Source organism: Noviherbaspirillum galbum, from assembly GCF_010974945.1.
In the GTDB taxonomy this organism is placed as follows: domain Bacteria; phylum Pseudomonadota; class Gammaproteobacteria; order Burkholderiales; family Burkholderiaceae_D; genus Noviherbaspirillum; species Noviherbaspirillum galbum.
On the sequence record NZ_JAAIVB010000007.1, the window covers coordinates 1 to 20,939 of the forward strand.

18 protein-coding genes, 1 tRNA gene and 1 pseudogene are annotated in these 20,939 nt (G+C 64.6%); 9 read left to right on the top strand and 11 right to left on the bottom strand.

The genetic code is table 11. The features are described from left to right. The 9 genes and pseudogenes from G3574_RS00940 to G3574_RS00980 all read right to left on the bottom strand — a co-directional run. Positions 1–268, bottom strand: a pseudogene (locus G3574_RS00940) (hypothetical protein); the annotation flags it as partial. A gap of 223 nt (positions 269–491) precedes the next feature. Further along, positions 492–2,747, bottom strand: a complete 2,256-nt coding sequence (locus G3574_RS00945) for a polysaccharide biosynthesis tyrosine autokinase (protein WP_328804682.1) — start codon at positions 2,745–2,747, stop codon at positions 492–494. A gap of 114 nt (positions 2,748–2,861) precedes the next feature. Then, positions 2,862–4,040 (bottom strand): polysaccharide biosynthesis/export family protein, encoded by a 1,179-nt coding sequence (locus tag G3574_RS00950; RefSeq protein WP_235952864.1) that lies wholly within the window; start codon positions 4,038–4,040, stop codon positions 2,862–2,864. Positions 4,041–4,675: 635 nt separating this feature from the next. Beyond that, the gene (locus tag G3574_RS00955) at positions 4,676–7,180 is read right to left on the bottom strand and encodes an ABC transporter permease (protein ID WP_163959979.1); all 2,505 of its coding nucleotides are present in this window, start codon (positions 7,178–7,180) and stop codon (positions 4,676–4,678) included. Then, complete coding sequence (locus G3574_RS00960; RefSeq protein WP_163959981.1) at positions 7,180–7,764, bottom strand: DUF4126 domain-containing protein; 585 nt, start codon at positions 7,762–7,764, stop codon at positions 7,180–7,182. Before G3574_RS00960 ends, G3574_RS00955 begins: the two co-directional genes overlap by 1 nt. Next, on the bottom strand, positions 7,757–8,131 hold the full coding sequence (locus tag G3574_RS00965; protein ID WP_163959983.1) for a LiaF transmembrane domain-containing protein: 375 nt from the start codon (positions 8,129–8,131) through the stop codon (positions 7,757–7,759). The genes G3574_RS00960 and G3574_RS00965 overlap by 8 nt, the downstream gene beginning before the upstream one ends. Before the next feature lie 88 nt (positions 8,132–8,219). Then, entirely contained in the window at positions 8,220–9,230 is a 1,011-nt protein-coding gene (locus G3574_RS00970; RefSeq protein WP_163959985.1) for an adenosine deaminase, read from the bottom strand. A gap of 192 nt (positions 9,231–9,422) precedes the next feature. Then, complete coding sequence (locus G3574_RS00975) at positions 9,423–9,815, bottom strand: TraR/DksA family transcriptional regulator (protein ID WP_163959987.1); 393 nt, start codon at positions 9,813–9,815, stop codon at positions 9,423–9,425. Between the two features lie 31 nt (positions 9,816–9,846). Continuing rightward, positions 9,847–10,887, bottom strand: coding sequence for an SDR family oxidoreductase (locus tag G3574_RS00980; protein WP_163959989.1), 1,041 nt, complete (start codon positions 10,885–10,887; stop codon positions 9,847–9,849). A gap of 362 nt (positions 10,888–11,249) precedes the next feature. Here G3574_RS00980 and G3574_RS00985 point away from each other — a divergent pair, with 362 nt between their 5' ends. Then, a complete protein-coding gene (locus tag G3574_RS00985; RefSeq protein ID WP_163959991.1) occupies positions 11,250–11,531 on the top strand; it encodes a hypothetical protein in 282 nt (93 codons plus the stop codon). Positions 11,532–11,677: 146 nt separating this feature from the next. Then, positions 11,678–12,895 carry an HPP family protein gene (locus G3574_RS00990; protein ID WP_235952866.1) on the top strand — a complete coding sequence of 406 codons (1,218 nt, stop codon included), beginning with the start codon at positions 11,678–11,680 and terminating at the stop codon, positions 12,893–12,895. Positions 12,896–12,920: 25 nt separating this feature from the next. Here the strand turns inward: G3574_RS00990 and G3574_RS00995 are convergent, their stop codons facing one another. After that, a complete protein-coding gene (locus G3574_RS00995) occupies positions 12,921–13,094 on the bottom strand; it encodes a hypothetical protein (protein ID WP_163959994.1) in 174 nt (57 codons plus the stop codon). A gap of 177 nt (positions 13,095–13,271) precedes the next feature. Between G3574_RS00995 and G3574_RS01000 the strand changes: the two genes are divergently transcribed. Further along, a complete protein-coding gene (locus G3574_RS01000; RefSeq protein WP_163959995.1) occupies positions 13,272–13,505 on the top strand; it encodes a hypothetical protein in 234 nt (77 codons plus the stop codon). Positions 13,506–13,847: 342 nt separating this feature from the next. Next, positions 13,848–14,045: a type II secretion system protein gene (locus G3574_RS01005; protein WP_163959997.1), complete on the top strand. Its 198-nt coding sequence runs from the start codon at positions 13,848–13,850 to the stop codon at positions 14,043–14,045. 218 nt (positions 14,046–14,263) lie between these two features. Here G3574_RS01005 and G3574_RS01010 read toward each other — a convergent pair. Beyond that, positions 14,264–14,340, bottom strand: a tRNA-Arg gene (locus G3574_RS01010). Between the two features lie 223 nt (positions 14,341–14,563). Here G3574_RS01010 and G3574_RS01015 point away from each other — a divergent pair. The 5 genes from G3574_RS01015 (at position 14,564) to G3574_RS01035 (ending at position 20,936) form a co-directional block, all read left to right on the top strand. Beyond that, a complete protein-coding gene (locus tag G3574_RS01015; RefSeq protein WP_163959999.1) occupies positions 14,564–15,178 on the top strand; it encodes a methylamine utilization protein in 615 nt (204 codons plus the stop codon). Positions 15,179–15,187: 9 nt separating this feature from the next. Beyond that, positions 15,188–17,557, top strand: coding sequence for a putative bifunctional diguanylate cyclase/phosphodiesterase (locus G3574_RS01020; RefSeq protein ID WP_163960001.1), 2,370 nt, complete (start codon positions 15,188–15,190; stop codon positions 17,555–17,557). After that, positions 17,557–18,270: a sensor histidine kinase gene (locus G3574_RS01025; RefSeq protein WP_163960043.1), complete on the top strand. Its 714-nt coding sequence runs from the start codon at positions 17,557–17,559 to the stop codon at positions 18,268–18,270. The genes G3574_RS01020 and G3574_RS01025 overlap by 1 nt, the downstream gene beginning before the upstream one ends. Next, the gene (locus tag G3574_RS01030) at positions 18,267–18,914 is read left to right on the top strand and encodes a response regulator (protein WP_163960002.1); all 648 of its coding nucleotides are present in this window, start codon (positions 18,267–18,269) and stop codon (positions 18,912–18,914) included. Before G3574_RS01025 ends, G3574_RS01030 begins: the two co-directional genes overlap by 4 nt. Positions 18,915–19,121: 207 nt before the next feature. Beyond that, positions 19,122–20,936, top strand: a complete 1,815-nt coding sequence (locus tag G3574_RS01035; protein WP_235952875.1) for a GGDEF domain-containing protein — start codon at positions 19,122–19,124, stop codon at positions 20,934–20,936. Positions 20,937–20,939: the final 3 nt, after the last annotated feature.

Genomic DNA, 20,939 nt, shown 5'->3' on the forward strand with positions numbered 1-20,939 from the left:
TGACGTCCAGGCCGGTGCTCTGCAGGCCGGCGGCCAGGGCGGCGGCGAGCTCGGGTCCGGAGAGGCGGCCGTCGCGGCCGATGACGACGGTGCGCTCGCCCTTGGCCAGGGCGGCGGCGCCGAAGGCCTGGCCGATGCGCCGCGCCACCGAGGCGTCGAGCGTCTTGCCGATGATGCCGCGGATGTCGTAGGCCTTGAAGATGCTTTGGGAAATGTCGAGGGTCATGGCGTTGCGATGGGTTGGGTTGCTGCCGTAGACCTCTGGCATTCCCGTTCCTCCACTGTCATTCCCGCGAAGGCGAGAATCCCATTTTCACGCGCGCCGGACAACCGAAATGGGATTCCCGCCTTCGCGGGAATGACAGAGAGGACGCCGGAAACGACAGGGTCGCTGGCAATGACAGGAAAGCAATCACGGGATTGCCGGACGAAGGCGATACACCGATGTGTCGGAACAGGCCCATCGGGATTGCTCCGATGGGCCATGCCGGTCAGCGCGCCTCGATCAGCGGCGTGTTGCTAGCCGGCGCCGCGCGGTAGTTGCCATAGCCGTAGCCGTAGCCGTAGCGTCCCGGCCGCGACTTCAGGTCGTTGAACAGGACGCCCTTGGCGGCGAGGCCGGCCTGGGCCAGGCGCTTGAGCGATTCGTTGATCTCGCCGGGCGTGGTGACGCCGGCCCGGGTGGTGATGTAGATCGCGCCGACGTGCGAACCGATGATCAGCGTGTCGGCCACCGCCAGGATGGGCGGCGCGTCGATCAGCACCAGGTCGTAGCCGGAGGAAAGCTGCTCAAGCATGTCGGTGAAGCTCGGGCGCAGCAGCAGCTCGGCCGGGTTGGGCGGCAAGGTGCCGGTCGAGATGAAGTCCATGTTCTCGATCACGTTGCGGTGAATGACCTGGTCCAGGCCGCGTGCGCCGGCGATGGCGTCCGACAGGCCGTCCTGGCGGCCGAAGCCGAAGTACAGGTGCAGCAGGCCGTTGCGCAGGTCGGCGTCGATCAGCAGCACGCGCTTGCCGGTCGCGGCCATCAGCGCCGCCAGGTTGGCCGACACGAAGGACTTGCCCATGCCCGGCGTGGCGCCGGAAATCAGCACGATGTTGTTGCGGAAGGTCGGCATCGAGTGCTGCAAGGCGGCGCGGAAGCTGCGCAGGCTTTCGATGGCCGCGTCTTCCGACGACACCGCTGCCAGCAGCGGCACCTTCTGCTGCTTGCCGCTCACCGAGCGATACAGTTCCTTCTGCTTCTTGCTGTGCGGGATGGTGGCGTACACCGGCACCCCGATCATGTTTTCCACCTGCTCCGGCGTGTCGATGGTGCCGGTCAGCGACTTGCGGAAGAAGGCGATCAGCACGCCGAGGAACAGGCCGCCGATCACGGCCAGCGCCAGGATCATCGGACGGTTAGGTTTGACCGGCTTCTCGGGCAGCATTGGCGAGTCGATCAGGCGCACGTTGCTGACCTTGCCGACGGTGATCAGTCGGAGCTGCTGGGCGGTATTGAGCAACGCGGTGTAGAGGTCGGTGTTGACCTTCACCTCGCGCGTCAGGCGCACCAGGTTCTGCTCGAGCAGCGGCAGGGTCTTGATGTGCTCCTGCATCTGGTTCAGCTCGCCGTTGATCTCGCGGAGCTGGGAGTCGATGCCCTGCACCAGCGGATGTTCGGGCGTATAGCGGGTCAGCAGCTCGAGGCGCTTCTGCTGCAGCTCGGTCTTGCGCAGCTTGGCCTGCGACGATTGCTGCAGCGTGAGCTTGGACTCTTCGCTCAGGTCGACGGTGCCGTTGCTGTTGCGGAATGCGTTGTACTTGGCCTCGGACTGTTCGAGCTGTGTCTTCAGTTCGGGCAGCTGCTTGTTCAGGTAGGCCAGGGACTTCTCGGCTTCCTCGGTCTTGCGGGCCGCGTTCTGCTTGACGTATTCCTTGCCGATCTCGTTGAGCACCAGGTAGATGGTCTTCGGATCGGAGCCCTGCAGGTTCGCGCCGATGATGCCGGAGGTCTTGCCGCCCTGCTCCGTGACGGTCAGCGCGGTCTGGATGTTCTCGATGGTCGCCAGGCGCGAGCTGCGGTTGAGGCGGAATTCCACGCCAGGCTTGCCGGCGAGCTGGTCGACGCGCAGCTCGATCGGCCCTTGCGGCAGCTCGACGATGCTGGTCTCGCCCACCTTGCCGCGGAAGTCGACGCCGAAGTCCTTCTGCGTCACGCGGTAGTTGCCGTCGGCTTCGGCGGTCAGGATGAATTCGCGGTTGAGCATGGTGTCCGGCACGTTGAAGGTCGAGACGTCGATCTTCTCGCGGCCCCAGGCATAGCCGCCATAGCCGGCGACGCCCGGCGTGGAGAGCGACTTGTTGAAGCCGGAGAGCCAGTTGCCGACCACCGGGAAGCGCTTGGGCTCGGCGCCGATGTAGAGGCGCAGGTTGTCGATGGCGCGCGACACGACGAGGCGCGAGCGCAGCAGTTCCATCTCGGACGTGGCCGAGGACTTGACGTTGAACATCGAGGACAGGTCGCCGACGATGTTCTTGGATTCCTTCTGCCCCTCCTCTTCCACCTGGATGAGCATGTTCGCTTCGTACACCGGCTTGACGAAGAACGCGTAGGACGCGCCTGCCAGGGTAACGATCAGGGCTATGGTCGCGATCAGCCAGCGGCTTTCCCAGAGAATGTCGAAGTAGGTCGCCAACCCGATTTCTTGTTCATCTTGCCGTACGCTGGTAGGGCCGGCCAACAGGGGTATGGATTGATTCATCATAGGATAGTCTGAAAGAAGATTGATTCACACGGACCCGACTCGGCTTCGCCGCCACCCGCCAGCCCTGCGTACGGCAGGGCCGGTCTTCCGGCGGCGAAACTTTGAACGGGATCGTTACCTCTGCGTCGCCGGCGTGACCGCGCCGACCGCGCCGGAAAGCGCGCTGGGCAGGATCAGGCTGATGCTGCGGTGCCAGTTGGCCAGGGGCGTGGCGGCGACGAACACGACGTCCTTCGGGCTGAGCTCGAAGTTCTCGGCCATCGCGATTGCACCCGCCTTGCTGCCATCGAGCTGGTACACCACCTGGTTGCCGCCGTCGCGCCGGATCACGTAGATCTGGCTGCCATCGCCCGACAGCGGATTCACGCCGCCGGATTCGCCGAGCGCCTCGTTCAGCGTCAGGCGTCCGTTGTGCATCGGCAGCGCGCGCGGGCTGACCACCTCGCCGGAGACGAAGACCTTGCTTTCGTCACGCGAACGCACGCGCACCACGTCGCCATCCTTGAGCATGATGCTCGCCGGGTTCACGCCGCGCTGCACCAGCTGCGGCAGGTTGATCTGGTAGTTGACGCCGCTGCGGTTGACCACCACCTGGCTCTGGTCGCCGGTAGGCAGCACGCCGCCCGCCCGGTTGATGGCTTCCACCAGCGTCATCGGAATGTCGTTGATCGCCTGCAGGCCCGGCGTTTTGACTTCGCCGTCGACGTACACGCGCTTGCTGCGGTAGGACTGGACGCGCAGCGTGACCTTCGGATTACGCAGGTACTTCGACAGCTTCTGGCCGAGGACCTGCGATGCCTGGTCCTGGCTCATGCCGGCGACCTTGATCGAGCCGGCATACGGGAACTGGATGGTGCCGTCATGGTCGACCATGAAGCCTGCCGGCGGTGCGGTCGCGGCGGAGGTCGAGGCATCCGCGCCCTGCCCGCCGTAGCCGCCGACGGGAACGGTGGCGGAGTTGGACAGTTCGGGATGGTCCCAGACCACGACGGACAGCACGTCGCCCGCGTCGATCTTGTAGGACGAAGGCTTGGAAATGAGGCTGCTGATGTCCTGGGTCGCCTGCTTCTCGCGCGTCTCCTGCAGCGCCTTGACGAGCTGCGGCGTGATCGGCTTGAGTTCGGCGTTCATGTTCTCGCCGCCGGACGCGCTGGATGCGGCCGAGGAGCCGGATGAATTGAAAGAGCTGCGGTCGAAATGCATGCCGGGCACGGCGGACTGGCATCCGGCCAGCCACGGCAAAACCAGGACCACGCTCCATGTCGCGAGTGTTGCCTTGGAAGTGAAACGCATATGAAGACTCCACGTGAAGTATGCAAAGCTGCCAGGCACGATGGCGAGTGCAGTGTTTAGGGGATCGGGGCGAACCGTCGACAGTCGTGCCTTGCGGACAAGGCCCCTTGTCTGGTGTCGCGGATGGCGAGTTCACCGGAAGAACAACTCCACGCCGGCTCCGCATCCTGCCCAGTTCCTACCGGACTTATCTGATCTACAACTCTACGTTTCCTCCTGTTCGCTGTTTTGAGACGTATCAACCGTGCCCGAGATACGAAAACACTGAAAAACAAGCGTTGTAAATCGATCGCACGCACGCTTTTTTCCTCTTGCCGAAACGATTGATGCACAAAAGGAAAACCGGTGATGAAGGCAGGATAGTGTCGCGATGTCATGCGGAGCTTGCGCAAAAGCACGCGTGCACACAGTCCTGTTTAATTTGCATTAAGGCCAGCATTGGTCTTCATCGCCGCGCGGAAAGAAACGCAACGAATGCGTTGTTGGCGATGGAAAATAAAGTCAGGCGTGGAACGCTCGAATGGAGTGCTTGGCTTGGCTGATCGAAAAGGAATGCGAGGGATGAGCGCAGCCTGGAGCAGGCTGCGCTGAAACATCTGGATAAGAGTTTTACAAGCCGGCGAAAAGACGTCGGCTCAGTTTCCGCGCAGTGTCATCAAGGGCGGATGCTTGAGCACGTGGCGCAATCCTATCCAACCGCCCGCGAATGCGCACAGGCAGCCGACAAGCAGGCCGCTGACCCACACCGCCGGGCTGAATGTCCACTCGAAGCGGAACACTTCGCGCGCCAGCACCCATCCGATCGCGGCCGCGCCGGACGCGGCAAGCAAGCCGGCCAGTCCGCCGACGAGCGCGAACTCAATCCATTGCGCGCGCGAAAGCTGTTTCCTGGTCGCACCGAGCGCGCGCAGCAGGCCGGACTCGCGTATGCGTTCATCCTGGGAACCCACCAGCGCCGCATAAAGCACGAGCACGCCCGATGCGAGCGTGAAGAGGAACAGGAATTCCACCGCGCTGATGACCTGGTCGAGCACGCTTTGCACCTGCCTGATCATGCTGCCGACATCCACCACGGTCAGGTTGGGATAGTCGCGCGACAAGGCATTGGCGACGTCCTGCCTTCCCTTCGGCAAGTGAAAGGCGGTGATCCAGCTCTGCGGCGTGTCCGCCATCAGCGACGGGTTGAGGATCACGAAGAAGTTGACGCGCATCGATCCCCAGTCGAGCTTGCGCAGGCTGGTGATCTTTGCCTCGACCGCCTGCCCCGCGATGTCGAAGCGCAAGGTGTCGCCCAGCTTGAGTCCGAGGGTCTTCGCCAGGCCCTCCTCCACCGAGGCCTCAGGCGCGCGGTCATCGAACCAGCGGCCGGCGGAAACGGTGTTCTGCGGCGGCAGGTCGCGCATGGTGGAGAGATTGAATTCGCGGTCCACCAACCTGCGCGCGCGATCGTCCGCATACGAATCCAGCGTGACCGGCTTGCCGTTGATCTGGACGAGCCGGCCGCGGATCATGGGAAACAGCAGCGCCTTCCCCGCGCCGCCCTCGGCAAGGCGCTGCTCGATGCCGGCCTTCTGGTCGGGCTGGATGTTGATCACGAAATGATTGGGCGCATCGGCGGGCGTTGACTGCCGCCAGGCGCTGACCAGGTCTCCGCGGATGACGGTCAGCAACAGCAAGGCCATCAGTCCGAGCGACAAGGCAACGATCTGCACGATGGTGGCCGAGGTGCGCCGCTGGAGCGCGGTCACCGCGAAGCGCCAGGAAGGATGCTCGATGCCGGCGCGGGCAAGCCGCAGCGAACGCACGGCCAGCCAGCCGATGACGGCGAACACCGCGACGCCCGCGAGGAAGCCGGCCGCCGTCAGCAAGCCCAGCTTGGGATTGCCCGCCTGCCACAGCAGCAGGCCGATGAAGGCCAGCAGGCCCATGCCGTAGGTCGCCAGCGCCGCGGGACGCGGCGGATCCTGTTCGCGCCGGATCACGCGGTTGTGCGGCACGTTGCGCAGTTGCAGGATGGCAGGCAAGGCGAAGCCGACCAGCAACAGCAGGCCGGTAGCGATGCCCTGCAGGGCAGGCGCTAAGCCGGGCGGCGGAAGCACGTTGGTCACCAGGCGGCCCAGCCATTCCAAAAGCAGGAAATGCGCGGCGAAACCCGCCGCGACGCCGACCGCGCTGCCGGCCAGGCCGAGCAGCCCGAACTCCGCCAGATAAAGCATCGTGACCTGGTTCTGCGTCAGGCCGAGGCAGCGCAGCATGGCGCAGGCGTCGAGGTGGCGCAGCATGAAGCGGCGGGCGGCCATCGCCACGGCAACGGCCGCGAGCATGGCGGACAGCAGGCCGACGAGGGAAAGGAACTGTTCCGCGCGGTCGAGCGTGGCACGCATTTCGGGGCGCCCCGATTCCAGCGATTCCAGGCGCACGCCTTTCACGTTGTCGCCGGCGATGCGGGACTGCAGCCACGTCTGGTAGGCCGCCGTGTCGCGCGGCGCGCCCGCCACCAGCAGGCGATAGGTGACGCGCGAGCCGTTCTGGACCAGGCCGGTGGCGTCAAGGTCCGGCAGCGCGATCATCACGCGCGGCGCGAAGTTCATGAAGGCCGCGCCGCGGTCCGGCTCCACCGCGATCACTTCCGCCACGCGGAAGCTGGCGTCGCCGAGGCGCAGCGAATCGCCCTTGCGGACATGCAGGCCGGAAAGCAGGTTCGAATCCACCCAGGCGGTGCCGGCGGCCGGCGTCTCGCGCGTGTCGACCGGTTCCGCCTCGGCATCCGCTCCCTCGAGCTTGAGGTTGCCGCGCAGCGGGTAGTCCTTCGACACCGCCTTGATGGAAGCCAGCATCGACTGCGTGTCATCGCCGCTGCCGGCCAGCGCCATGCTTGGAAAGGCCACGGTTTCCGCCAGCTGCAGTCCGCGCCGCCTCGCCTCCTCGCGCCATGCCGACTCGATGGGCTGGTCGGCGTTGATCACGAGATCCGCGCCGAGGAGCTGGTGGGCATCGCGCTGCAGGCCCGCCCGCATCCGGTCGACGAAGAAGCCGACGGACGACAGCGAGGCGACCGCGACGATCAGCGCCACGAGCAGGAAACGGAGTTCGCCCGCGCGCCAGTCGCGCAGGGTCATGCGGAGAGCTTGCAGGAGCATCAGGTACTCAGCTTTCGGAACAGCCATCGCAGGCCGCGCCACAGCTTGGGCAGCAACCACAATGCAACGAGGAAAAAGATGGCGAGCAGGGTGAACAAGACCCAGGGATGGTAGAAGGCCGCCCACAAGCCGGACATGACCACCATGTCTTCGGAAAACGAGGCGGCCCAGTTGCTGAAGGGTTCCGGCGAGGTGTTGATCAGGGCGCGGCTGCCCGCCTTGGTGATGTGCGCGCCGGCCGCGAATGTGCCGCCGAGGATGGCGGCGATGGTGGTCCACTCTGGCGAGAGATGGCCCAGCGACGCCACCGCCAGCACGGCGCCGGCGGGAATGCGGATGAAGGTGTGGATGGCGTCCCATGCGGAATCGACGCCGGGGATCTTGTCGGCAAGGAATTCCAGGACCAGCAGCGCGCCCGTCACCATCAGCACCCAGGGCGATTGCAGTATCTGCAGACCGGCGGGCAGTTCTATCCAGCCGGCGCGGCCGAACCAGCCGGCGATGAAGAGGGTCATGTAGAGCCGCAAGCCGCTGGCCCAGGACAGGCCGCCGGCCAGCGCCGCGGCGGACATCGATTCAACCATGGCGGTCTCCCTCATCCGGTCCGCCCATGGGGCGGGACATGCGCGACAGGCGATGCCGGCTCTCGGGAATGGAGGGCGAGCGCGACACCAGCATCAGGATGCCGGCCGCGATCAGCATGACGGGGATGATGACGCCCCAGCCGACACGATAGGTTTGCCGGCAGAACGACATGAAGCCGGCGAGGATGAGCAGCGGACCGGAAATGACCGACGACTTGGTGAAGCCTTCGACGAGCAGGATGCCGACACCCGCTCCCGCGAGGCAGATGATCCACAACCAATGCACGTCCGGCAGCAGGTTGAGGCTGTGCAGCAGCCATCCCGCGCCAAGGACGATCAATATCACCGGCAGTCCGGCATCTCTCATCGCATCTCCGTCAGGGTATCAACCAGGGCAGGCACCGGGGCAGGCGTCCGGACATCGCGGGCGCCCTTCCCCTGTCCTCCGTAACGCTTCAGGCAAAGCAGGCGTCGACTTCGTCCACGAACGCCTTCTTCTTGTCTTCGTCGAGGAAGGCGGCGACGAAGCTGTTGCGCGCGAGCTGCCATGCATGGCGTCGTTCCAGCGGGAGCGCCTCGAACATGGCAATGAAATTGTCGTTCATGTAGCCGCCGAAATAGGCCGGGTCGTCGGAATTGACCGTGGCCGCCAGGCCGGCGTCGAGCAACGCGCGCAGGTTATGGTCGGCATTGCGGTCGAAGACACGCAGCTTGATGTTGGACAGCGGGCACACGGTGAGCGGCATGCCTTCCCTGGCCAGCCGCTCGGTGAGCGCCGGATCTTCCAGGCAACGCACGCCATGGTCGATGCGCTCCACCTTGAGGATGTCGAGCGCGTTGCGGATGTATTCCGGCGGCCCCTCTTCGCCGGCATGCGCCACCCGGTGCAAGCCAAGCTCGCCGCAGCGGGCGAACACCCGCGCGAATTTTTCCGGCGGATGGCCGCGCTCCGAGGAATCGAGGCCCACGCCGATGATCTTGTCGAGGTGCGGCATGGCCTGTTCGAGTGTCTTGAAGGCATCCTCCTCGGAAAGGTGACGCAGGAAGCACATGATCAGTCCACCGCTCATGCCCCATTGCGCGCGGGCATCCTGCAAGGCGCGGTGGATGCCGTTGATGGCGATTTCGAAGGGCACGCCGCGGTCGGTGTGGGTCTGCGGGTCGAAAAAGATTTCCGCGTGCCGCACGTTGTCCTGTCTTGCCTTCTGGAGGTAGGCCCAGGTCATGTCGTAGAAATCCTGCTCCTTGAGGAGAACGCTGGCGCCGGCATAATAAATGTCGAGGAAGGATTGCAGATCGGTGAAGGCATAGGCGCGGCGCAGCGCCTCCACCGACGGATAGTCAAGCTTGACCTGGTTGCGTTCCGCCAGCGCGAAAATCAGTTCCGGCTCGAGCGAGCCTTCGATGTGGATGTGCAGTTCCGCTTTCGGCATGCGTTGCAGCAGGTCGCGCAGGGCTTGGTCCATGGTTCTCCCTTTCAGATGTCTGGATGACAGCGATTGTAAAACGTTTCGCTTCGATCACGATTCCTTGCCGCCATGGCAACGCCGGCAAGGCATGCGTTGCCAGGAGGCGAATCGGGCATCGGAGCGCGCATCGTCCGTGTCATCCGGGAAAGAAAGCATCAATGGCAGCCTCCAGGATATCCGGCGGAGTTCCTACATCGTCGCGCCGCGCGCGCCGTCGGCGTGGGTCTTCTCGTACTTTTCCTGGCAGGCGATGCAGCGTTCCGCGGTCGGCTGCACCTGCAGGCGCTCGATGGGAATGTCGCTTCCGCAATCGAGGCACTCGCCATAGCTGCCATCGTCGGTGCGCGCCAGCGCCGCCTCGACCGCGCGCATCTCGAAGATGTCGCGCGACACCGCCGCGTTGCCGAGGTCCACCGCGAGGTCGGCGAACGAGGAATCGCCGGGATCCGGCACTTCGGACGCAACGTCGATATGTTCATCCTTGACGTCGAGTTCACGGCGGATATCATCGCGCAGTTCCTGCGCGCGGGCGCCGAGACGGTCGCGGAATGCATTCATCTGCTCTTCTGTCAGTGCTGCCATGGCATGCTCCTGTTTCGATTGTGTGGGGATGTCATCGGGAAATGCCCAGCGCCCTGCCGGGGGCTTCCTCCTGCCGCGAGCGCAGCCAGGCGCCGAGGGCGAAACCTACGCCGACCATGACCGCCATGGTCGTCCTGGGATGCATGGCGGCCTTGGTGTACAGGCTGCGCTCGAACACCAGGCCGCCCATGCCCTGGCGCTCCATCAGGTCCCTGCCCGGCTCGTGCAGGCTGTTCTGGCTGCGGTCGCGGGCTGGCGTGCTGGAGCGCTGCTGCTTCATGCCGACGCTGCGCATAATGGCATCCATCGCGCGCGGCGCGAAATGCGCGGCGGTAGAGACTGCCTTGGCGGCGCCGCCGACGAAGAGGTCGCGCACCGGATGCTCGGCCGCATGCAGGATCGCTTCGGCAACCACGTCCGGCGCATAGACCGGCGGCGGAAGCTTGGGCTCGACGTCCATGTAATTCTTGGCATGCTCGATGAACATGGTGTCGATGCCCGCCGGCTTGATCAGGGTGAGCGACACCGGCGCGCCTTCCTCCTCCAGTTCCATGCGCAGGGAATCGGTGAATCCCTTGACAGCATGCTTGGATGCGGAATACATGCCTTGCAGCGGCACCGCCCTGTCGGAGAGTTCGCTGCCGAGATTGATGATCGCGCCGCCCTTCTGCTTGAGATGCCGCGCCGCCGCCATGGAACCATGCACGACGCCCCAGAAGTTCGTCTGGAACAGCCGGCGCTGGTCTTCCAGCGACACGTCCTCGGTGCGACCGAAGATGGAGATTCCGGCGTTGTTGATCCAGGTATCGAAGCCGCCGAAGCGCGCGATGGCGGCGTCCGCTACCTTGCGCATGTCTTCCTCAATGCCGACGTCCGCCACCACGTGGACGACTTCCGTTCCGCGCTTGGTGAGTTCGTACACCAGCTGCTTGAGGGCATCCTCGTTCCGTGCGACAAGCACCAGCCTGGCGCCGCGCTGCGCGGCCAGGCGCGTGGTGGTCAGGCCGATGCCGCTGGTGGCCCCGGTAATGACGATCACTTGCCGGTCGATCTTTTTCAGGCTCGTTTTCATGGTCCCTTCCTTTCCGGAACAAGCGGCAGCGAAATCCATGCCCGGCATGCCCGGGCGGTTGCCGGTGGGACGCGTCGGAGGCGCCTCCTCCGGGGCATCCTCGCCATCCATCCCGTCGTTCACCGCTTCAAGGGCAGGCCTTCAGACAGGAACCGCCAAGTGAAACGGCCCGGAAACACCGCGCGAAGGAATTTTTTACCTTGCCAGGGCTCTTTTTTGCACGGCCTTGCATAAATCGGCGGCCGGCCGGAACCGTTTGCAGGATTGCCCCTGTCGAACCTTCGGACCCGATCTGCGCGCGAAGCCTTGCCCGGCGTGAACACCGGGACCGGCCGCGGTCCGGTTGAGGAAGGAGGAAAACAATGCGTGTTGCAAGAAACCAATTCGGTGTGCCGCAATACCCGGAGCATGATGCGCGCCGGCTGTTCGTTTTGCTTTCCGCCGTGGACCTGCTGGAGCGGCCCACCGTGTCGGCCATCGCCGACCTGACGGGCATGGAGCAGCAGGTCATCGACCAGGAAATGATGAAGTTGCGGGAACAGTTCGGCGTGGTGCTGCACAAGGTAGGGGAGATCTACCACATCGAGTCCTGGGGCGATGTCTTGCAGAAGGATGGCGTCAAGCGCTACCTCAAGGCCAGCTGACCGGGGCTGAGTCGCCGGGGCGCACGCCCCCTCCCGGTGCAAGCCGTTGTACACTTGCTTCCCATCTCGAAATGCCGCAGCCGGCCAATGGCGGTCGGTCGCGGCCTGTTTGCGCTTCATGTTTGCGCTGTCACTGGAGTTGATTGTTGAAGAACGCTGAAAACACGGCGGGCAGCTGGCAACGGCGCTGGCTTCCCCCGCCGCTTGCCGTGGATGCAAAGGAAAGGTTGCGCGCCTGCCTCGGTGCCTTTCTCGGCATCCTCATGACCGGGCTCGTGGTCCGTGCCGCCTTCGGCACGGGACAGGCCCTTCCGCTGTTGATCGCGCCGATGGGCGCATCCGCCGTCCTGCTGTTCGGCCTGCCGGCCAGCCCGATGGCCCAGCCCTGGTCCATGTTGGGCGGAAACATGCTGTCAGCCGCTGCCGGCGTGCTATGCGCCCGCCTCATTCCCGACCCGGCCGCCGCCGCCGGCATCGCGGTCGCCGCGGCGATCGGCGTCATGTTCGCAATGCGCTGCCTGCATCCGCCTGGCGGCGCGGTCGCCATGACGGCCGTGATCGGCGGGCCGGCCATCCATGACGCGGGCTTTTCCTTCGTGTTCTTTCCGGTGGGCCTGAACTGCCTGCTGATGCTGCTGGCCGCGATCGCCTACAACAACCTGACGCGCCGGCGCTATCCGCACCTGCCCGTGCACGATCACGCCAATACCCACCAGACCCGCGATGCCACGCCCGGCGACAGGCTGGGCTTCACGACGGAAGACCTGGACGAAGTGCTGAAGGAATACAACCAGGTGCTCGACGTCAGCCGCGATGAGCTGGAGTCACTGATCCTGCAGACGGAAATGCATGCCTACCGCCGGCGCTTCGGCGAGATCACCTGCGCCGATATCATGTCGCGCGACGTGGTCGCGGTGGAATTCGGCACCGACATGGAAGAAGCCTGGGCGCTGCTGCGGCGCCACCATGTCAAGGCGCTGCCGGTCGTCGACCGCGCGCGGCGCGTGATCGGCATCGTGACCGTCGCCGACTTCATGAAGCATGCCGACCTCGACCTCTACGAGGGCTTCGACGCCAAGCTGCGCCGCTTCATCCGCCGCACGCGCGGCACCGACTCGGACAAGGCCGAAGTGGTCGGGCAGATCATGACGCGGCAGGTCAAGACGGTGGCCGAGGACATGCACGTCGTGGAACTCGTGCCGCTCGTCTCGGAAGCGGAAATGCACCACATACCCGTGGTCGACAAGGAACGCCGGCTCGCCGGCATCGTCACCCAGTCCGACCTGATCGTCGCGCTCTACCGCGGACGGCTCAACGACATGATGACCCGCGAGGCGGGCAATGCGAAGCAGGCCGTTGCCTGATGCCGTGCCGCTCCGGGCGGCCTGATCAGCGCGCGCCGGACCCGGCGCGCGCCTCCATGACTTGCTGCAAGGCGAGCGACAGGCGTTCCAGCGGCCCCTGCCCCGATATCATCATGCTGGGCAGGCCGCAGTCGCGGATCGCCTTTTCCAGCTGGCGAAGGGCTTGCAGTTCGGCTTGCAGCGTCGTCACGTCTTGCATGGTCGTTTCCCGGTCAAATTCAAGAAGGTGATGCCTAGACAGTGACGCCAGGCATTCGTTCCGTAGTGCAATTCCTGCCTCGCCTCTCTTACTGCTTCCGCGCGCAGCGGCGACACTGCGCCGTCTCAAGGCCCGTGCATGCGCGGCTGCTAGCATCGCAGCAAAGGAGGCTTCATCATGCAGATAGAGAATGTCGGGCCTTACCAGCTTCACCTGATCGCCCACGAACTGTCGGCGCCCAATACCTGGGACCCTTTCGTGGAAATCTACCGCTTCGATGAAGCGATGCAGGACTTCAGGTGCGTGCAGGAAAAACAGCGTGCGTCGGCGGAGCCGTGCGCAAGCTACGAGGAAGCCATCGAGCGCGCACGCGAGGCCGGCAACGCCCTGGTGCGGAACTGGCAGCACTGAACTCGCGTTCAGGCTGCCAGCGTGGAATGGTTTGGCTGGCGAAGCGAGTTCGGCCAGCCGGTGCGTGCCATCAAGTCTATCGGTGACTTGTATAGCAGACCTGCCATCATGTCTATCGGTGACATGTATCGCAGATGAGTCCATCTTAGCGGAAAAGATTTCCTGGCCTCATGAAAAATAGGATTTTGCTACGCTAAAATCTGCGTCCCGATGTATCGCAAAAGCGACGGCGGAATTGGCGGGCCAGCCCGCGGAATTATCCCCGCAGGATGTGGGCAAGCTTGTGGACAACCGCGGTCCAAACTTTTTATGTCATTGATTCACTGAACAATATCCGACCTGATGAAAATCTCGGCACCCCACTCGCTTCATCGTCCGCGCCCGCGCCGCAACCAGCGCGGCCTCACCATCATCCAGCTCATGGTCGTCCTGTTTGCGCTCGGTATCATCGGCTATCTCGCAGTGGACTTCCTGATCGACCAGCGCTGCGCGGACTCCCCCCAGGCATCGCTCTGCGCGGACCGTCGGCCAAGCCGTTGACCGGACCCGACCCCGGCGGTTTCGCTTTTCTTTGAAACGCCAGGCGTGTAGTTGAGGCGGACGCGACCGGTCCGCCCGAGGGAAAAGGCGGCAAGGAAAACGGGAATTGGAAGAAGGAAGATGGCGTCCGGCAGGACGAGGTTCGCGCAGGCGTAGAAAATTTCCAGGGCCGTAAACCAGAAAAGGGTCAGACCTTGCGATCTGACCCTTTGAAAAACTGGCGCGGCTGGCAGGAATCGAACCCACGACCCCTTGGTTCGTAGCCAAGTACTCTATCCAGCTGAGCTACAGCCGCGAAAGACAAAAGTATAGCACCCTTTCTATCCAAAATGGAAGGCCCCGCTGCGGCTTTGCACGGAATTTTTTCCCCTGGCAATTTTTGCGGAAGTCGCGGCCGGCACACGGTAAAGCAACTTAACTTCTATGATAAAGTCCGAGAGGAAACGTCTTTCCGGACAGCATCGGAAATGACGGCTTGCCGCATGTGTACATTCGCGAAACCAGGGACCTTTCCTTACATGAATCGTCTGACATCTTTCCTCGGCGCGGCGCTCGCGCTCGCCTCTTCCTTCGTGCATGCGGCAGCACTCACCGTGCAGGTGACAGACAGCGCAGGACGCCCGCTGGCGGACGCGGCGGTCTATGCGGAACCGGCATCGGGCGCGGTCCTCGCCAAGTCGGGCAAGGCCGTCGACATCGAGCAGAAGGCACGCAAGTTTATGCCGCTCGTGACCGTGGTCCAGACCGGAAGCGACATCGCCTTCCCGAACAACGACACGGTCCGTCACCACGTATATTCGGTGTCGCCCGCCAAGCCCTTCGACATCAAGCTTTACTCGGGACAGCCGGCCAGCCCCATCCACTTCGACAAGCCCGGCACCGTTGTCATCGGCTGCAACATCCATGACCAGATGCTCGCCTACGTGCATGTCGTTTCCACACCCTGGTACGCGAAGACCGATGCCAGCGGCGTAGCCAGGATCGACGGCCTGCCCGCCGGCAAATACGAACTCAAGGGCTGGCATTACAGCCTGCCGCTCAATACCAGCCTGCCGGGCCAGCATCTGAACATGGGCGCCGCCGACATGACGGCGGCGGTCCAGGTCAACGTGAAAACGCCCGGAGCCAACTAGGAACACGCCATGCGCTTGCGCAGTCTGGAAAGCCGCATCGTTATTCTCTTCCTGGTGCTGATCCTCGCGGTGCAGCTCGCGGCCTTCCTGTCCATCCGTTCCGCCATCGACGTGAACGGCCGCGCCGCGGTCCGCAACGAACTCGCGGTGAGCGAGAAGGTTTTCAGCCGGCTCGTCGACCAGTACGCGCAGAACCTCACCCAAGGCGCCCGCCTGCTGGCCAACGAGTACGGCTTCAAGACCGCCATCTCCACCAATGACCGCGAGACCATCGAGTCCGCCCTCGCCAACCACGGCGACCGCATCGAGGCTTCGCATACCGTGCTGTTCAACCTCGACCACAAGGTATCCGCCTCGACCACCAGCCTGCAGGCCGACGTCGAAGCCTCGCTCAAGCGCATGGTGCTGAAGGCGGAACAGTCGGGCACCACCACTGGCATCGCCATCTTCGGCACCCAGCCGTACCAGATCGTCGTCGTGCCAGTCAGGGCGCCGGTAACGATCGGCTGGGTGGCGATGGCGTTCCCGATCGACAAGCGCCTCGCCAAGGACATGCGCGACCTCTCTTCCATGCAGGTGTCGATCTTCACCACCCGGGGCGGCGCCTGGATGCCCGACGAATCCACGCTGTCGCCGGATGAGTCGGCCGCGCTCGGCGCGCGGCTGCAGGAACTGAACGCCCAGCCCGGCTTCATGCCGCAGCTCCAGGTTGGCGGCAACGACTACAGCGCGCGCCTCATCGAGCTTGCGCAGAGCGGCGACGCGCGGGTCATCGCAGTGATGCAGCGGTCGATCAGCGAGGCCGTCGCGCCCTACCGCCGCCTGCAGCTCATCCTCCTGATCCTGACTGCCGTTGGCGTGATCATTGCCATCGGCGGCAGCATCTTCATCGCCAAGCGCATCACCGGCCCCCTCAAGAAGCTGGGCGAGACCGCACGCCGCCTGGGCGCCGGTGATTACCAGGGCGACATCGACGTCACCCGCGACGACGAGATCGGCGAACTGTCCAAGACCTTCGCCAGCATGCGCGACGACATCGCCAACCGCGAAATCGAAGTCCGGCGCCTGGCTTACTGGGATACGCTGACCGACCTGCCGAACAGGGCGCAATTCGCTTACCTGCTCCAGGGCGCGATCGAGCAGGCCGATGGCGGCGGTTCCTGCTTCGTGCTGATGATGGACCTCGACCGCTTCAAGAACGTCAACGACATCATGGGCCATGCCTTCGGCGACGCCTTGCTGCGCCAGGTCGCGCAACGGCTGCAGCAGCAGGTGGCCGCGCCGGCGCGTATCGCCCGCCTCGGCGGCGACGAGTTCGCCATCCTGCTTCCCGGCGCGACCCTGGAAGATGCCACCGGCCTCGCGGCGCGGCTCCTGAAGACGCTGGAACAGCCCATCGCGCTCGAAGACCAGAACGTCGACCTTGGCGCCGGCATCGGCATCGCCGGCTACCCGGAGCATGCGCGCGACGTCCAGTCCCTGCTGAGCCGCGTCGAGGTCGCCATGTACGCCGCCAAGAACGGCGGCAGCGGCGCGGTAGTCTACGATCCCGACATCGACAAGGCCAGCCAGCAAAGCCTGTCGTTGCTGAGCGAGCTGCGCCACGCCGCCGAACAGAATGAATTCCGCCTTTTCGTACAGCCCAAGGTCGACCTCGCCAGCGGCGTGGTGTCGGGCATGGAAGCGCTGGTGCGCTGGGTGCATCCGGAACGCGGCATGGTGTTTCCCGACAATTTCATTCCCTTCGCAGAGAAGACCGGATTCATCCGCGTGATCACCCAGTGGGTGATGGAAAAGGCGGCAGCCACGGCGAGCGAGCTCGCGCGCCAGGGCCTGCGGATGCGCGTGTCGGTGAACCTGTCGACGCGCGACCTGATGGACCAGGAACTGCCGCAGAAATTCGCAGCCGTGCTGGCACGCCACCAGCTGACGCCCGCCGCCTTCTGCCTCGAAATCACGGAAAGCGCCATCATGGACGATCCGGTCCGGGCGCAGCATACCCTTGAAAGCCTGCACGCCATGGGGGTGGCCTTGTCGATCGACGACTTCGGTACGGGCTACTCCTCGCTCGCCTACCTCAAGCGGCTGCCGGTGCAGGAACTCAAGATCGACAAATCCTTCGTGCTGAAGATGGAACGCGATGCCGGCGACGCGAAGATCGTCCGCTCCACCATCGACCTCGGCCACAACCTGGGCCTGAAGGTCGTCGCCGAAGGCATCGAAAGCCAGGCGGCCTGGGACATGCTCGCCGCGATGGGCTGCGACCAGGGCCAGGGCTATTTCATGAGCAAGCCGATGCCGGCTGAAGACTTCGCGGGCTGGCTGGCCCGTTGGACGCCGCCATTGAAGCAGTCCGCGGCCGCGCGGGAGGTGGCGTGATGACGCGCGCGCGCCAGCCCGAACCCGCTTCCGCGCACGCCGATCTCGCGCGCGAGCAGGAGCGCAAGCGGATCGCGCGGGAAATCCACGACGAAGTCGGGGGCAACCTGACCGCCATCAAGATGGCGCTGGCCCTGCTCACGAAACGCCTGCCCGGCGAAGACGTGGCGCTGACGCAGCGCGCGGACTACATCAATTCGCTGGTAGACCGCACCATCGAGGCGATCCACCGCATCTCGAGCGATCTCCGCCCAGCCGTCCTGGATTTCGGCATCGTCAGCGCCATCGAATGGCAGGCGCGCGAATTCGAGACGCAGTCGGGCATCGCCTGCAGCTTCACCAGCAACCGGCCCGAATGCGACCTGCATGCGGATCATGCGAGCGCCCTCTTCCGGATTGCCCAGGAAGCCTTGACCAACATCGCCAAGCACGCGCAGGCGCGCCAGGTCCGCATGAAGCTGGCCTACACCAGCCGCGCGGTCCAGCTCGACATCAGCGACGACGGCCGGGGCATTGCGGACGAGGACCGTCTCAAGCCGCAATCCTTCGGCATCCGCGGCATGATGGAACGTGCGCGCGCCCTGGGCGGCAAGCTGGACATCGCCCCCATGGACGGCGGCGGCACCACCCTCAGCGTGCGCATTCCGCTCGGGCGCCAGGGGAAGGCGGCGAAGGCAGCCGCGGTCGATGACATCAAGGGTATCGCGGCATGACTCCGACCACCATCAAGGTGCTGATTGCCGACGACCATGCCATCGTGCGCGAAGGCCTGCGGCAGATCCTTGCCGACACTAGGGACCTCGTCGTTGCCGGAGACGCGGAGAATGGCGGCGACGCCATCAAGCTCGCGCGCCGAGAGGAAGCCGACGTGCTTCTGCTGGACATCTCCATGCCCGACCGGAACGGCATCGACGTGCTGAAGCAGATCCGCAAGGAAGTGCCGCGCCTCGCGGTGCTGATGCTGTCCATGCACCGCGAGGATCTCTACGCCATCCGCTCCCTCAAGGCGGGCGCCGCCGGCTACATGAACAAGCAAAGCGCGCCGGCCGAACTGGTCGACGCGATCCGCCAGGTCGCGGCCGGCAGGAAGTTCGTCAGCCAGGCGCTCGCCCAGGAACTCGCGCGCCAGGTCGGCGACGAAAACCGGGACGCCGCTCCGCACGAAACCCTGTCGGACCGGGAATACCAGACGATGGTGATGATCGCCTCGGGCCAGACCGTGACGGACATCGCCAATGCGCTCAAGCTGTCGGTCAAGACCATCAGCATGTACCGCTCCCGCCTCCTGCAAAAGATGCAGATGCGGCACAACGCCGAACTCACCCACTACGCCATCAAGAACAAGCTGGTGGAGTGAGTGATGAAGTGAGTGGTGCGCCAGGCGCCCTCCCGATTCCGGGAAACCTGGCAGGCCTGTCAGCCCCCAACCGCCGGCGACGTCGCATTTCGAGACCATGCCGCCGGCATTCCAGGGATTGCCGCTTTTCATTTGGCCGGGCAGGCGCTACATTGGAAAACCGATGCTTCACTGAATTGCGCCATGGATGACAAGAAGAAAACGGAAATGAGTCCCGCCGATATCGCGCGCGAAGCCTTCAAGAGGCTGGCCACGCGGCGCATCGCGCCCACGCCCGACGCCTACACGAAGATCTACGAGGAGATCGCCGGCAGCGTCGAGCGGTCCGGCGCGGAAAAGGTGCTTGCCGAATTCACGTCCAACCTCGCGGGCGTCTCGGAGGACATGACCGTCCTCGCCATCGAATGCAGCCGCGCCCTGGAATCGCGCGACTGGCAGCAATTCAGCGACAAGCTCAACGGCATGCTGGAAAGGCATTTCAAGCCGACGCCCGCGGCAAGCCCGGCGCCGGCGGCTGCCCAGCAGGCCATCGTTGCCTCGACGCCGGCCCCGCAGAAAGCTTCGCTGCCGCTGGTGGACGACGCGCCAGCCCCGCCCCTCAAGAGCGCCGGCATTCCGCTCGTCGATCCTCCCGCGCCGGTCGCCATGAAGAGCGCGGGCATTCCCCTCGTCGATGTTCCCGTGCCGGAGAAAACGCCAGGAGTGCTATCCGCGCTATCCGTGCAGCCCGTGGCGGCGCAGGACGCAGTCCCGGCCGACAAGCCCGATCCGGCGCTCGAACGCCTGCCCCGCCCTCCTGAAGCCATCGTCGGCGAGAGCGTGCAGGCCCGCCTGCTCCGCGACCTGCTGGTCCGGACCCTGACGCTCGGGGTGGCCTCGCTGCTGCACAAGGTGCCCGACCTGTCGCAGGAATCCGAAGTGCTGGCCGATGCCGTGCGCAAGGCCATGTCTGAAAAGTCGCTCAACGACGTGAGCGCGAAACTCAAGCAGTTCTGCTTCCGCATCGAACTCAAGAGCGCAGACCTGGCGGAGGAACACGAACTCCTGCTGCGTCTGTTCAAGCTGCTGCTGGAGAACGTCAGCGAACTGCTCGACAACGATTCCTGGCTGAGTGGCCAGATCGCCAGCGTGCAGGCGCTGCTCGACGGTCCGATCAGCCATGCGGCCCTGCTTGACGCCACGCGCAGCCTGAAGGACGTGATCTACAAGCAGGGCGCGCTCAAGCACAGCCTGGCGGAAGCCAAGAGCAGCATGAAGACCATGATGATCACCTTCATCGACCGGCTGGGCGCGGTGGCGGCGAGTACGGGCGAATACCATGAGAAGATCGACGGCTACGCGCGCCAGATCAGTTCCGCGCGCGGCATTCCCGAGCTCAACAAGATCCTCGACAACGTCATGCGCGACACGCGCGCCGCGCAGGTCGAGGCGCTGCGCTCGCGCGACGACATGGTCGCGGCACGCCAGCAGGTGCAGTTCGCCGAAGCGCGCATCCAGCAGCTGGAATCGCAGCTGCAGGAAATGAGCGACCTGGTGCGGGAAGACCAACTGACAGGCAGCCTCAACAGGCGCGGACTGGACGATGTGTTCGATCGCGAGCTGGCGCGCTCGGACAGGCGCGCCTCGCCATTGTGCATTTCCTTGCTGGACCTGGATGACTTCAAGCGGCTCAACGACACCTATGGCCACGTCACCGGCGACCAGGCCCTGATCCATCTCGTCAGGGTGGTGAAGGACACCTTGCGCAGCATGGACGTGATCGGACGCTTCGGCGGCGAGGAATTCCTGATCGTATTGCCAGACACGCCCCTGCCCGAGGCCATCCAGACCGTGACGCGGGTGCAGCGCGAGCTCACCAAGCGCATCTTCCTGCACAACAATGAACGCCTGCTGATCACCTTCAGCGCCGGCGTGGCCTTGCGCCAGCCCGGCGAAGACCAGGTGTCCCTCGTCAAGCGCGCCGACGACGCGCTCTACAAGGCGAAGCGGGCCGGCAAGAACCGGGTGATCGCGGCGGACTGAGTT

Bases quoted from the DNA above. Each gene is read 5' to 3' on its own strand.
- G3574_RS00945 (WP_328804682.1), bottom strand. From the start codon at position 2,747: ATGATGAATCAATCCATACCCCTGTTGGCCGGCCCTACCAGCGTACGG.
- G3574_RS00950 (WP_235952864.1), bottom strand. From the start codon at position 4,040: ATGCGTTTCACTTCCAAGGCAACACTCGCGACATGGAGCGTGGTCCTG.
- G3574_RS00955 (WP_163959979.1), bottom strand. From the start codon at position 7,180: ATGCTCCTGCAAGCTCTCCGCATGACCCTGCGCGACTGGCGCGCGGGC.
- G3574_RS00960 (WP_163959981.1), bottom strand. From the start codon at position 7,764: ATGGTTGAATCGATGTCCGCCGCGGCGCTGGCCGGCGGCCTGTCCTGG.
- G3574_RS00965 (WP_163959983.1), bottom strand. From the start codon at position 8,131: ATGAGAGATGCCGGACTGCCGGTGATATTGATCGTCCTTGGCGCGGGA.
- G3574_RS00970 (WP_163959985.1), bottom strand. From the start codon at position 9,230: ATGGACCAAGCCCTGCGCGACCTGCTGCAACGCATGCCGAAAGCGGAA.
- G3574_RS00975 (WP_163959987.1), bottom strand. From the start codon at position 9,815: ATGGCAGCACTGACAGAAGAGCAGATGAATGCATTCCGCGACCGTCTC.
- G3574_RS00980 (WP_163959989.1), bottom strand. From the start codon at position 10,887: ATGAAAACGAGCCTGAAAAAGATCGACCGGCAAGTGATCGTCATTACC.
- G3574_RS00985 (WP_163959991.1), top strand. From the start codon at position 11,250: ATGCGTGTTGCAAGAAACCAATTCGGTGTGCCGCAATACCCGGAGCAT.
- G3574_RS00995 (WP_163959994.1), bottom strand. From the start codon at position 13,094: ATGCAAGACGTGACGACGCTGCAAGCCGAACTGCAAGCCCTTCGCCAG.
- G3574_RS01000 (WP_163959995.1), top strand. From the start codon at position 13,272: ATGCAGATAGAGAATGTCGGGCCTTACCAGCTTCACCTGATCGCCCAC.
- G3574_RS01005 (WP_163959997.1), top strand. From the start codon at position 13,848: ATGAAAATCTCGGCACCCCACTCGCTTCATCGTCCGCGCCCGCGCCGC.
- G3574_RS01015 (WP_163959999.1), top strand. From the start codon at position 14,564: ATGAATCGTCTGACATCTTTCCTCGGCGCGGCGCTCGCGCTCGCCTCT.
- G3574_RS01020 (WP_163960001.1), top strand. From the start codon at position 15,188: ATGCGCTTGCGCAGTCTGGAAAGCCGCATCGTTATTCTCTTCCTGGTG.
- G3574_RS01025 (WP_163960043.1), top strand. From the start codon at position 17,557: ATGACGCGCGCGCGCCAGCCCGAACCCGCTTCCGCGCACGCCGATCTC.
- G3574_RS01030 (WP_163960002.1), top strand. From the start codon at position 18,267: ATGACTCCGACCACCATCAAGGTGCTGATTGCCGACGACCATGCCATC.
- G3574_RS01035 (WP_235952875.1), top strand. From the start codon at position 19,122: ATGAGTCCCGCCGATATCGCGCGCGAAGCCTTCAAGAGGCTGGCCACG.